Genomic DNA, 12,762 nt, shown 5'->3' with positions numbered 1-12,762 from the left:
GCTGAGAAAAGAGTGCACCCAAGTGACACTGCCAAAAGCTAGGCGCTTGGACTAATGGATAAATCATGGAGGAGGCACTATGTCTGCTACGAATCGAATGAAAAGAAAAACCGATTATATCACCGAGTATCAATGGGCTAGGGAAGACCCCAATTCGTTCTGGGAAACACAAGCACAAGCGATAGATTGGTTTGAACCACCAAAAACGATATTACAAACTGACGATAACGGTATTGAACGTTGGTTTCCTGATGGGGTGATGAACACCTGCTGGCTCGCGCTTGATTACCATTGTGAAAATGGGCGAGGTGGCAATACCGCGCTGATTTACGATTCTCCAGTAACAGGAAATCAATCCTCATACACTTACAATCAATTGCGTGACCAAGTGGCAAAAGTCGCAGGTATGTTAGCCACGCAAGGCGTTACCAAAGGCGATCGTGTGGTGATCTACATGCCAATGATTCCTGAAGCGGCAATGGCAATGCTGGCTTGTGCTCGACTAGGCGCGGTGCATTCGGTGGTGTTTGGTGGTTTTGCTCCTCATGAGCTTGCCGTTCGTATCGAAGATGCTGAACCGAAGGTCTTGATTACTGCCTCCTGCGGTGTCGAGATAAATAAAGTCCTGCCATATAAGCCGATGGTCGATCGCGCGATCATGGACAGTCGTTGGAAGCCTGAGAAAGTGGTGGTATTCCAAAGAGAGCAGTCTCTAGCCGAATTGAACAACGAACGTGATGTATTTTGGCAGCAAGCTGTTGAAGATGCTTTGCCTCACGTATGTGTGCCTGTTCTAGCGACTGACCCACTATATATCTTGTATACATCAGGGACGACGGGTAAGCCAAAAGGCGTGGTGCGCGATAATGGTGGTCATGCGGTTGCAATGAAATACTCGATGAGCACTATTTACGATATGCCGCAAGATGGTGTGTTTTGGGCAGCTTCTGATGTTGGCTGGGTAGTGGGGCATTCCTACATTGTGTATGCGCCATTGATTCATGGCTGTACGACCATTTTGTTTGAAGGCAAGCCAGTCAGAACTCCGGATCCCGGCGCATTCTGGCGTGTGTGTGAAGAGTACAACGTCGATGTATTGTTTTCTGCGCCAACAGCGTTTAGAGCCATTAAGAAAGAAGATCCTGAAGGCGAGTTGCTCACCAAGTATGACTTATCATCGCTCAAGTCGATTTTCATGGCTGGCGAGCGCTTGGACCCGCCAACATTGGATTGGGTCGAATCTCATACCAATAAACCGGTTATCGACCACTGGTGGCAAACCGAAACGGGTTGGGCTATTTCTGCCAATCCAACAGGGCTTGAATCTTTGCCTGTAAAAGCGGGTTCTTCAACCAAGCCAGTACCCGGTTACCAAGTGGAGATCCTCAATGAATTGGGTGAAATCGCACAAACGAATCAACAAGGGTTTGTGGCACTTAAACGACCATTGCCGCCTGGTTGTTTACCCACGGTATGGCGCAATCATGATCGGTTTGAATCCGGCTATTTGAGTCAGTTCCCGGGCTATTATGTTTCTGGGGACGGTGGCTATCTTGATGAAGATGGGTATCTATTTATCATGGGTCGTATCGACGATGTGATAAACGTAGCGGGACACCGTCTGTCGACGGGTGAAATGGAAGAGATCGTGGGTGGTCACCCAGCCATTGCAGAATGCGCGGTAGTCGGTATTCACGATGACTTAAAAGGGCAGCTACCTCTTGGTTTAGTTGTGCTGAAAGATGGCGTGAAAGTCGATGGCATTGAACTGCAAGCTGAGTTAGTGGGTAAGGTTCGTAACGAGATTGGTGCGGTTGCATGCTTTAAGCAAGCCTTGGTGGTTGAGAGACTGCCTAAGACGCGCTCGGGTAAGATCTTACGCAGAACCATCCGACAAATCGCAGAAGGCGAGCAATATGTGGTGCCTTCGACGATTGACGACCCTACCAGCTTAACTGAAATAGCTGAAAAGCTCGGCAAATAGACGTCGCAGTTTAGGTAATCTCACCTTCGGCTTGTTTATTAATGCATAACCCAGCGTGATGGTTTACCTAAACTCTACTTTATTCATCCGCTTATCCATTGCGTTTACTATGACCTCATTATGAACCCCACATATTGAGGTCTTTTTTATGCGCGCTTACTTTTGGTTGATTGCTTTACTGGTCAGTGGTGCTGCTAGTGCCAGTATTTCAAAGGATGAAGCGAGTAGGGCGTTGTTAGAGCCATTGAGTCATCCCAAGATATTTAAATGTGTGTCCAAGACTGGCGTCGATCTCTATCAAGCGGTTTTTGATATGGGCGTGGGGTATGAAGCCGACCCGATTAACTCGAAGATGATCGTTAATTCAAGGAAAGGCCGCTACGAATATCAAATCTTAGGCGCGGTAAGGTCTGAAAGAGCCGGTGAAATTGTTGTGTTAACTCGTCATGTGGGAGACGGTGTTAAAGTTGCCGCAATGATTGATGACGAAAATGGCAAGATACTGGGGTTCGGCGATAAAAATCATTATCGAGATTGCGGTGTTAGGCCACCACCTAGTGCAGAAAATATGCAAAACTTTTGGTCCAAAGGCTAAGAGCGACATCTGAAAGATAATAATTATAGAGAAAGAGCGATTGAGGCGACCTAATTGGTCGCCTTTTTTGTTTGTCAGGCTAAGGCGAGCTCAAAGATATATATCAATAAGCACTTATGCGATGGTTGAATGATACATAACTGAACATGATGTATCGTCTAAACGTAGCTTTATTTATCTCATTAACGGTTCTGCTTAAGATGGCTCTACTCCAAACGAAGAACTAAGCGAGACTCCTATGAAATTCACTAAACCTTTTCTTTTAGCGACACTGATTGTGACTCTTTCTGGTTGCGCATCTCCAGCAATGGATAACGAAAATGAGAATGCTGCACGTAATCGTGGTGCTGTGGGTGGTGCTTTATTAGGAGCGACAGCAGGCGCTCTAACTGGAGATGCGAGCTTAGCCGCGAAGGGGGCTGCATTGGGTGGTGTGACCGGTGGTGTTGCTGGTTCAATGAAAGATACGGATGATGCAAGAAACGCACAACGAACCCAAGTCACTGCCGATGGTCTAGCGCAAGACAATCGCACCGATGCAGAAAAGCGAGTTGCTGAAGTAGAGGCTGAAATTAAGCTTATTGAACTAGAACAACAGCTTGCTGATCTCAAAGAAGAGAAAGAGGACAACGGTGCATAAAGCTACAACTAAAGCTAAAGCTAAAGCTAAAGCTAAAGCTACAACTAAAGCCTCGACATTCGTTTAATTGAAAATCATTCAAACAGAATGGCCACGTAATGTGGCCGTTTTTGTATCTAAAATACGCACTTCAAACAATGAATCAATTCAATAACTTGTATAGATACTCACGGCAAGTAAACTAGACTCAGTTTAGATATTAATTTGGTTTGAGAAGCGCAATAGTCATGAATGTCACTTTAAGGGCTGCAAAACACACGGATTTGGAACAACTTAACGAGTTAATGTTCGATCTCCACCATCATCACCACCTTGCTAGCCCAGAGCACTTTAAAACGGCAGAAGAGATTGAGCAGGAAAAAAGCATTGCACGTTACTTGGATGATCCTGAATGCTTGGTTTATGTGGCATTAAAAGGTGAGCTCATTGTTGGCTTTATCTCCGGACATTTTTGTGAGCTTATCTCAACGGTGAGTAAACCGGTGCCGATGGGGAGTGTCGATGAACTGTTTGTCTTGCCTGATTATCGAAAAGAATCGATTGCTGAAAAGTTGTTTAGCAAAGTTGAAGCGACTTTTGATGATTATGGGGTTGAACAAGTCTTTGTAGAGGTTTGGGACTTTAATTCACCTGCCAAGGACTTCTATCAAAAAATGGGGTTCACACCTCACATTCAATGGATGAGGAAGGCTTTGCACAAAACGTAGACAGCGATTTTGTGCGTGTTTGATTACACTAGGGCAGTCTTAAATTTCTTCTATTATTTTTTAGGTAAACTCGTTGGTTATTCGATATTTATTAGTTTTCATATTATCTCTTTTGAGTACTACTTCCGCTTGGGCGAGCAACACTTTGCCCGATCATATCGCGGGCGCTTTGTGTGTAGTACGTGCTGATAACCAACTTGTGTTGGTTGATGAATTGATCACGGGGCAATTGTCTCTGCCGGGAGGCACTGTGGTTTCTGGTGAGCCGCCATCGGTCGCGGCGCAACGAGAAACTTGGGAAGAGGCGGGTTTGTCCGTGACGGTCGGTGATGTGTTGGGATATACCGACAGTGCCGTTGTGTATGATTGTGTCTCTGACTCTGAAGTGATCAGTTACAAAGCTCGAAATGAGTTAGGTGGCTTTGAGCTACCAATCTGGTTTGCTCCTCATTACGGTGTGGAAGTCAGTCGCGCGATGTTATTGCCACCTACGGAGTTGCAAGCTGACCAATACCGTTACCCAGAGCAATGGTCTGAGATTAACGAATTCTTTTTATCCGCGACAGATCAGCCTGTGACGTATGTGACAGAGCTGGTGGGCGCGGCACCGAAAGTCCATCAAGTTGAATTAAATTGGATTGTGTCGCTTCAAAACGCGTTCGATAATATGCCAAGCGTGTTTGCGAATACTGTGCTTTTAACTGACTCGTTAGCGAAGCCATGGATTTTCATCGTGATATTGCCGCTAATTGCTTGGCATTTTGGCCGTAACTTCGCGTTGAAGTTTGGCTTCACTTTGATCTCGGTGACATTGCTCACTTTAATCGCCCATCAAGGGTTTGGTTTTCCACGTCCACATGCTTACTTGCCAACATTGAAGCTAGTGATGAGCAGTGGGTATAGCTTTCCAAGTTTATTGGCTGGCTTGTGGGTGAGTTTAACCTTGTTAGTCTTTTGGAAACTAAAGCGCCTCTTGGAGCAAAAATCGATTTTGATAGTGCTCGCGGGCCTACTGTGGATTATGCTATTTACGTCTTATTCAGGCAGTGCGTTCTTTAGTGATGTCTTAATGGGAGGCGTATTGGGCGCGTTAACGACTTGGCACATCGTGAGATTAGATGCGAAACCTGATGTTGATATTAGTGCCTTATTAAGCTCTAAAGGTGTCTGGTGGGCATTGTGCTTACTGTCGATTGTTCTCACGGTGATATGGCCACTGCCAACATTCTCTTTCTGGGTAGCAATTTTGATGACGATTGCATGCTTAGTAACGTTAACGGATTCGAAGCCTTTGGTCGGCCAGTTCTCATTCAAGATTGTATTTGGAGTGATGGCGATGTTGTTAGCGGGAAATCTGCTGATTAGCTGGGCAGGAAGTTTCGTCTCATTCAGTGGCATCGCTTCATTTATCGTTGAGACCTTACGTTTCCCAATCTTGATTCTATTTGGTGTAGTGGCGTTTCGTCTGCCATGGAAAAGAGAGTAGGCGAACCGACTAATATAAAATCAAAAAAGGCTGTGCAGTGCACAGCCTTTGTCATTTGTGCAACAAGCAAAAAGTAATTCTCACTATAGCTGCTGAGCGTTTATGAGTTGAAGATAAATTTCTCAATAGCGACCGCTACACCATGGTCGTCGTTGCTCGCTGTGATGTGATCCGCCAGTTTCTTGGTTTCTTCCATTGCGTTTTCCATTGCAATGCCAAGGCCAGCGTATTCAAGCATATGATGATCGTTTTCAGCGTCACCCATGCAGATTACTTCTTCTGCTGTAATACCCAAGTGCTTAGCTATCGCCTCAATACCGACACCCTTGTTTGAATTTGGGTTTAGGAACTCTAAGAAGAATGGTGCACTTTGCACGATAGTAAATTGAGTCTTAAGTTCTTGTGGCAACTTGCCGATGATTTCAGTCAGCTTGCTTGGTTCTGCGACAATCATAGTTTTGATGATTTCGTGGTCATCTTCTAGTTGAGAAAAGTCGAACTCGGTAATCTCTAAGCCGTTAATACGCGCTTCAATACCAGTGTACTCATTGTTCTCTGGTGTGATTAAGCCATGAATCTTGCTGAATGCATGAACATAACCACCAAGCTGTACAGCGAGGGCTGCGATCTCTTTCGCGGCTTTACCATTGCTGATCTCACTATGAATGAGTTCTTTTGTAGAGACGTTTTGAACCATAGAGCCGTTGTAGAAGAGCACAAAGTCATCTTCGCCGTTGATTGAAAGCTCGTCTAACTTACTCTGCATGCCTTCTAAAGGACGACCAGAAGCCAGAACCACTTTCACACCTGCAGCGCGTGCTTTGGCAATCGCGTCTTTGTTCTCTTGAGAAATTACTTTATCACTGTTGAGCAGTGTGCCATCCATATCAAGAGCAATCAGTTTGTACATGTTGTTCCTTACTAAAAAATTAAAAGCTAACGAAATCTAATGGGCGAAAGGATAAGGGAACTTGAAAGTTCAGGCTAGGGCTTTGATCAACTCATTTATCAGTACTCATTTGTTTGACCAAAAGGGGCAAGTGCTTTAAGGTCTGCGGTTGATTAATTTCATCAAATGATTGAGCTGAGGGTAAGTTGTACAAGATTAATGAAATGTTTGAAACCATCCAGGGCGAGGGCGTATTTACCGGCGTTCCTGCTGTTTTTGTTCGACTGCAAATTTGCCCTGTAGGCTGTTCTTGGTGTGATACCAAACAGACTTGGGAAGCGTTGCCGGAAGATGAAACGAGCCTTGGTGATATTATGGTTAAGACAGAGGATTCACCGACTTGGTCTGCAATTGATGCGCAAGGAATCGTGAATGAATATATCAAGCAAGGTTACACCGCGAAGCACATTGTGATTACTGGTGGTGAGCCGTGCATCTATGATCTTGTCCCTCTTACTGAAGCATTTGAGCAGCACGGTTGTCGCTGTCAGATTGAGACCAGCGGAACATCAGAAGTAAAAGCCACACTGGATACTTGGGTTACGGTGTCACCAAAAGTCGCAATGAAAGCCAAATTGGATATCCTTGATAGCGCACTCGTTCGTGCGAATGAAATCAAGCACCCTGTTGGTACAGGTAAAGATATCGAGCAACTAGATGCTCTTATTGCTAGAGCCGATGTTCCTGAAAATACAGTCATTGCACTTCAACCTATTAGCCAAAAAGAACGTGCAACGCAACTGTGTATTGATACCTGTATTGAACGTAACTGGCGTTTATCTATTCAAACTCACAAATATTTGAGCATCGCATAGGTTGCATTTGTTTACTGGCCTAGATAAGTCGCTAGTAGAAGATTCTCGTAAGGATTTAAGATGAAAAAAGCAGTCGTAGTATTCAGTGGTGGTCAAGACTCAACAACGTGTCTTGTTCAAGCTTTAAAAGAGTATGATGAAGTTCATGCGATTACGTTTGACTATGGTCAGCGCCATAGACTCGAGATTGAAGTTGCGGAGTCGTTGTCGAAAGAGCTTGGTGTGAAAGCGCACAAAGTGATGGATGTGACTCTGTTGAATGAACTGGCTATCAGCTCTCTGACTCGTGACGATATTCCTGTGTCTCATGAGCTACAAGAGAATGGACTACCAAACTCTTTTGTTCCCGGTCGTAATATTCTGTTCTTAACTTTGGCGGGTATTTACGCTTACCAAATCGGTGCAAATACCGTAATCACGGGCGTGTGTGAAACTGATTTCTCAGGCTACCCTGATTGTCGTAATGACTTTGTGAAAGCGATGAACTCTGCGCTTGTACAAGGTATGGACAAGCCACTTGATATTAAAACACCGTTAATGTGGCTCAACAAAGCTGAAACATGGGCGTTGGCAGACCAGTACTCAGCACTTGAGCTTGTTCGCAATAAAACACTGACTTGTTACAATGGCATCATCGGTGATGGTTGTGGCGATTGCCCAGCGTGTGAACTGCGTAAAGTTGGCCTTAACGATTACCTAGGTGATCGTGAAGGTATTATGGCTGAGTTGGTTCGCAAACAGACTGAGAATAAATAACCTCAGGTCAATCAATTGGTTCGTTGTAAGCATCAATGATGCAGTTTCGGCCGTTGCTCTTTGCTTGATACAGTGCTTGGTCAAGCACAGAGTACAAGTCATCAAAGTCACTTAATGCGTTTGAGGTTGCTAGATAAGCAAAACTCGCGGTTACATTAAGTGGCTTTTTGCTTTCTGATAAGAAGACAGTGCTTGATATTGCGTAGTGTAATTCTTCAACACGCTCTCGTACTTCAGAAGGTTTAGTGTCGGTCAGCATGATAAGAAACTCTTCACCGCCTAAGCGGCCAAACAATTCATCACTCATTAAGTGCTTTCTTATTTGTTGACTAATATGGACGAGCGCTCTATCACCGGTAGGGTGTCCATGCTCATCATTGATCGTCTTGAATTTATCCAGATCGAGCAGAACGAGGACATGTTGCTTGTCCGTTCCTTTACAGCGTCTGACTCGTTTGATTCTTCGTATTATTTCGGTCCGGCCATACGCTTTTGTCATCGCATCAATGGAAGCTTTTGCGCGAATCGTTTGGTTTGCTAATACCGTAAAGCTTGCGGCGCACAGCAACAGAATAACAATGACGTTGTACAACCATCTTTGATGTTCCATTTTTTCAATTTGAACGCGGTCGAGCTTTGTCTGATTTATCAGGAAAGAATTTTCCAATTCTTGCTCATATTTAGCGTGGGTCAGGTCTAGTGCTTCAAAAGCCAACCTGTTATCGATATCGCGTGTTTCAATTTGTATAGATGAGTATCGCTGGTAGAAATAGAAAGCTTGCTGGTAATCGCTGAGCGCTTGATAAAGGTCGGAAAGTTGCAGGAGTGACTGAGCGATGTACTTGTGTCTTGTGACTTGCTCGGATACTTCTAGAGCTTGCTGAGCATAATTGAGCGCCTCGGTTGTCAGCTTTTGCTCTTCGAACATATCGCTTATCGCCAAGTAAGCGTTAATACGAATGACGTCGTTACTCAATTCATTCGAAGCTGACAGAGAGTTGACTAAGTAACCTCTTGCCAAATCATAGTCTCTAATTTGAGTGTAAGCTTTTCCTAAGCCAAGACTTGTTAGTGCGATACCGTAGCTATGCGACGATGAGCTCAGCAGTGTTCTTGCTGTTTGAAAGTGGTTAATTGCTAAGTCACTTTGCTCTTGGTTAAGGTAGAGATCTGCAAGGCTATGATGCACTTGTGCTTTCATCAAATCAGAAGCACTTTCTCTTAGTGTGAGTGCTTCTTTGAGGTACTCTGCCGATTTTTCATATTGCTTTAATTCTTTAAGCAAGTTACCCACATCATTATAGATCCCCGAAATGTCATGTCCTTGTGGGAACACGTTTATCAGTGATAGGTAGGTATCTAGCGCGGCTTGATAGTCACTGCGGAAATGGTGATTGTTAGCGATGACTCGATAAGTACCAAACTTTGGTAACACAGGGTCAGCGATGTTATGTAAATCTGATTGAAGCGCAGAACAGTAATAGTTCGCTTGATGATATTTAGCTTGCTCGTTAAGCGATCGGCATAGCTGGTATTTTAGCAGGGCTCTTCCAGTCAAATCACTACGTGATTGCATCTTCGCCAATAGTGTCAGAAAGCTTTGTTGCGCTTCCTCATATTGGCCTTGGCCATCTTTCATTAAAGCATAAATAAACGTTTGTTCAATCGCTTGGTACTCACTGTCGTTTGAAGCAATTCCATAGAACGGTTGATCTCGGTGGCTCATGTATTGATATAACAGAGATGAAAGGTAAAGCTTATCTCCATAGACGGTTGAGCCAATGTAACGGGTTTGCAGCATGTTTAACGCACGCGATGGGGAATGAGTTAGAGTCGAGAGATAGAGTGCATTCCAATCAGCATTTGGAGTTGTGTTTGAATTTAAATTGGATGAGTTGAAAGGAGAGTCTTGGTGACGATCTTGTGTTGATACTTGGCCATGAGAATAAAAGCTAATGAACAGTAGAAGGGCAATAAAAACAGAGTGAGTCACAAGAAACTATCTATCAGATAAAGAACGACATTCTATTATTAGTTTGATGTTGCTTCAATTTTTGAATGGTATGGGTAGGAGGTTATGCGAGGTAAGTCTCTAATTTGTTGATATTTATCAGAGGTGTATCGGTCGTACTGTTCGCACGACCGATATCGGAAATTAGATGTATAATTTCGCTAGGTCAGAAGGCTCAAGTTCTTTGCCTTCTAATGTTGCATTCCAGTTAATACCAACAAGAACGCCGTCTTCAGCTAGAGTCAGTAACCAATCTTCTACAAAGATATCTAGTGGAATTTCTAATACTTCGAAGTCAGCCCACTCTTCAACGTTGTGAGTCTGAGCATCTTCTTTTGAAGACCAAAAAGGCATCACTTCGCTGCTTTCGAATTCACTTGAGTCACATGCTAGCCAACCTTCTTCATTGCGAAGGCCCCATACCAGTTTAGTTTCTTGTGTTTCAGAAACGAAAAGTTCTAGATTTGCTTGAGTATCAGCTGTTAGTTTGCTCATGGATTAATTCTCTATGTTGATAACGACGCAAGATTAACATTATAGACGGCTTAGGTACATGCTATTCAAGGAATTATCACCATACTGAAACGTTAACTAAAGATCACGTTTCAGTATGGTAAGCGCAGGATAGAGCCTACTTTTTTATTTTGGTGAAGATGTGCCACTCTTCTTTGATGTTGCCTTTAAATCCAACAACGGAAGCGACAACTTTTCGATGTAGTGCGTGATTAACTTGGCTGTCATCACTGCTGAATTCAGAGTCGCCATGACCCACGATATTGACTCGAGATGGTTGAATACCATTACTGATAAGGGCACGTCTTACGTGGGATGCTCGCTCTTTTGACAGTTTTAAATTGTGTTTGGCATTGCCGACTTTGCTGGCATAACCTTGTAACTCAATCGATGTACCCTCGTAACGCTTCAAAAACGCAGCCATCTGGCGTATCTGCCCTAGGAAAACAGGGTTAATTTCCGTAGAGTTATTAGCAAAGAGTATGTGGAGCTCTTTCTTTTCTGACGATTCAAAATATGAACCACAACCGTCGTTATCGATCTCTGCACCAATTTGCGTATCGGGACATAGATCTCGCGCGTTAATTACGCCGTCATTATCATCATCTTCGAGATCATAAATTTGCGTGATGTCTGGAAGAGCTCGATATTCAAATTCTTCATTGCTTGTTTCAGCTAAAACGTTGGCAGAGACAATCATGAGACAAAGCGGAAATACAGTCTTTATCAGCTTCATTAGTATTCTACCTTTTCATTCCATTCTTGAGGGGTTTCGACGCGTAACCCAGTTAACAGGTTTCCTGTTGCATTCATTACTCGGTACTTCGCGTATTGTTCGTCGTACTTGGCATCCAGATAGCCTTTACGGGCTTCGAATAGTTCGTTCTCGGTGTTAAGCAAATCGAGAAGGGTACGTTTACCGATACGGTATTGTTTCTCATAAGAGATAACGGTGTCTGATGCCGAGTCTACGTGGTCAGATAAAAACTCTTTCTGTTGAACGGTTAAATCAAGTGCGCTCCATGAAAGACGCAAGCTCTCTTCTACATTACGGTAAGTACTCTCGCGGAGGTCTTTCGCTTTGTTTAGTTGATAAGCGGCACTTTCTGCACGGTCTTGGTCTGAACCGCCGTTGTAAAGGTTGTATCTTAAACGAACCATCGCAGAAAACTCGTCACTGCTGCCTGGAGTGCCACCGGCATCATCGCGCCAGGTTTGAGCGGCTTCAAAAGAAACCGTTGGGTAGTTGGTGCTCTTAGATTGCTTGTATTGAAATTTCGCTGAGTCTACATCGGCTTGTGCAATCTTAATTACTGGGTGCTGATTAAACGCTTTTGCTAATGCACCATCAACCGTGTAAGGGATAGCGCCTGCATCTGCGCGAGGGAAGGTTAACCCTAGCGGAGATTGACCCACAAGCCTTTTGAATTGTGTATGAGTGTCAAAAAGGTTGTTTTGCGCCGCAAGTAAATTACCGTGTGCTTTAGCAATACGTGCTTCTACCTGTGACATATCTGCCGTTGAGCCAATACCTGACTCAACACGCTTGCGAATATCGCTGTATATTTTTTTGTGTGTTGCGAGGTTGTTTTCAGAGAGTGAAAGCACTTCATATGCTTTTACCGCATCGAGATAAACTTTGGTCACTTCTAATGCGATATCTTGAGCATTAGATATCAATTGATAACGCACTGATTCCGCATCAGCAGCGGTACGGTCAATATCATTCGATGTATTAGCCCCATCCCAGATAAGCTGAGTTAGCGTAATTGTCGCTTCTTTCCGAGTCAGATCGGTCGTGCTTGAGTTAGTTGCTAGATCGGTATGCTCGTAACCAATACCTCCATCCAAATCTATACTTGGACGATAAGCACCACCAGAAGCATCATTAAGATATCGCTTACTGACATATTCATTATAAGCACTTTTGATTTCAGGATTACTTTCTAAAGTGAACGCAACGGCTTGCTCTAGGGTTTGTGCTGTCGTCGGTAAGCTCATACTTATAGCTAACCCTAATGTTGTCTTTTGAAGCCTATTCAATGTGCATCTCCCTAAAGTTAGCTCGCATCTAAGTCTTGAATTCGTGCTGTTATATACGAAATTTAGATGAACCGCCAAAAAAATTACGATCGCTAAGCTGGCGCTCGCAAATAGTTGTCAGAATGTTAACCGATCAGCGTGCGTTTTATGGTGTTTTTAGACACGTCAATCTTACGTTTTTAAATCTATTATTTTTCGCAAACACAATAACTTATATTACTGGTGTGAGCACTAAGATTGTTATGCGATGTGATCACCGTCAT

The 12,762-nt window shown here is 43.8% G+C and carries 12 protein-coding genes; 7 read left to right on the top strand and 5 right to left on the bottom strand.

Translation table 11 applies throughout. The features are described from left to right. Nucleotides 1-79 precede the first annotated feature (79 nt). The 5 genes from OCU90_RS09685 to OCU90_RS09665 all read left to right on the top strand — a co-directional run bounded on the left by OCU90_RS09685 (nucleotide 80) and on the right by OCU90_RS09665 (nucleotide 5,412). Nucleotides 80-1,984: a propionyl-CoA synthetase gene (locus OCU90_RS09685; protein WP_061025496.1), complete on the top strand. Its 1,905-nt coding sequence runs from the start codon at nucleotides 80-82 to the stop codon at nucleotides 1,982-1,984. 148 nt (nucleotides 1,985-2,132) lie between these two features. Then, nucleotides 2,133-2,579 carry a hypothetical protein gene (locus OCU90_RS09680; protein ID WP_061025499.1) on the top strand — a complete coding sequence of 149 codons (447 nt, stop codon included), beginning with the start codon at nucleotides 2,133-2,135 and terminating at the stop codon, nucleotides 2,577-2,579. A 238-nt stretch (nucleotides 2,580-2,817) separates the two neighbouring features. Next, the gene (locus OCU90_RS09675) at nucleotides 2,818-3,219 is read left to right on the top strand and encodes a glycine zipper domain-containing protein (protein WP_004733606.1); all 402 of its coding nucleotides are present in this window, start codon (nucleotides 2,818-2,820) and stop codon (nucleotides 3,217-3,219) included. Nucleotides 3,220-3,446: 227 nt separating this feature from the next. Next, nucleotides 3,447-3,926, top strand: coding sequence for a GNAT family N-acetyltransferase (locus OCU90_RS09670; RefSeq protein ID WP_017100229.1), 480 nt, complete (start codon nucleotides 3,447-3,449; stop codon nucleotides 3,924-3,926). Nucleotides 3,927-3,999: 73 nt separating this feature from the next. Further along, a complete protein-coding gene (locus tag OCU90_RS09665) occupies nucleotides 4,000-5,412 on the top strand; it encodes a bifunctional NUDIX hydrolase/phosphatase PAP2 family protein (RefSeq protein ID WP_061025501.1) in 1,413 nt (470 codons plus the stop codon). 100 nt (nucleotides 5,413-5,512) lie between these two features. Here OCU90_RS09665 and OCU90_RS09660 read toward each other — a convergent pair whose 3' ends face one another. Beyond that, nucleotides 5,513-6,322 (bottom strand): Cof-type HAD-IIB family hydrolase, encoded by an 810-nt coding sequence (locus OCU90_RS09660; protein ID WP_061025504.1) that lies wholly within the window; start codon nucleotides 6,320-6,322, stop codon nucleotides 5,513-5,515. A 185-nt stretch (nucleotides 6,323-6,507) separates the two neighbouring features. Between OCU90_RS09660 and queE the strand changes: the two genes are divergently transcribed. Both queE and queC read left to right on the top strand, forming a co-directional pair. Further along, entirely contained in the window at nucleotides 6,508-7,176 is a 669-nt protein-coding gene (gene queE / locus OCU90_RS09655; RefSeq protein WP_308822249.1) for a 7-carboxy-7-deazaguanine synthase QueE, read from the top strand. A 60-nt stretch (nucleotides 7,177-7,236) separates the two neighbouring features. Next, nucleotides 7,237-7,932: a 7-cyano-7-deazaguanine synthase QueC gene (queC, locus tag OCU90_RS09650; RefSeq protein ID WP_017082670.1), complete on the top strand. Its 696-nt coding sequence runs from the start codon at nucleotides 7,237-7,239 to the stop codon at nucleotides 7,930-7,932. A gap of 7 nt (nucleotides 7,933-7,939) precedes the next feature. Here queC and OCU90_RS09645 read toward each other — a convergent pair whose 3' ends face one another. The 4 genes from OCU90_RS09645 to OCU90_RS09630 all read right to left on the bottom strand — a co-directional run bounded on the left by OCU90_RS09645 (nucleotide 7,940) and on the right by OCU90_RS09630 (nucleotide 12,457). After that, complete coding sequence (locus tag OCU90_RS09645) at nucleotides 7,940-9,925, bottom strand: diguanylate cyclase (protein WP_061025507.1); 1,986 nt, start codon at nucleotides 9,923-9,925, stop codon at nucleotides 7,940-7,942. 162 nt (nucleotides 9,926-10,087) lie between these two features. Further along, nucleotides 10,088-10,438 carry a DUF2750 domain-containing protein gene (locus OCU90_RS09640; RefSeq protein WP_004733613.1) on the bottom strand — a complete coding sequence of 117 codons (351 nt, stop codon included), beginning with the start codon at nucleotides 10,436-10,438 and terminating at the stop codon, nucleotides 10,088-10,090. Between the two features lie 136 nt (nucleotides 10,439-10,574). Next, complete coding sequence (locus OCU90_RS09635; RefSeq protein ID WP_004733614.1) at nucleotides 10,575-11,192, bottom strand: OmpA family protein; 618 nt, start codon at nucleotides 11,190-11,192, stop codon at nucleotides 10,575-10,577. Then, entirely contained in the window at nucleotides 11,192-12,457 is a 1,266-nt protein-coding gene (locus tag OCU90_RS09630) for a TolC family outer membrane protein (RefSeq protein WP_004733615.1), read from the bottom strand. The genes OCU90_RS09635 and OCU90_RS09630 overlap by 1 nt, the downstream gene beginning before the upstream one ends. Nucleotides 12,458-12,762: the final 305 nt, after the last annotated feature.

The sequence above is a fragment of the Vibrio splendidus genome, assembly GCF_024347615.1.
Classification (GTDB): domain Bacteria; phylum Pseudomonadota; class Gammaproteobacteria; order Enterobacterales; family Vibrionaceae; genus Vibrio; species Vibrio splendidus.
Note: the sequence above shows the minus strand (reverse complement) of the source record. Positions and strands in the feature narration are given on the sequence as shown.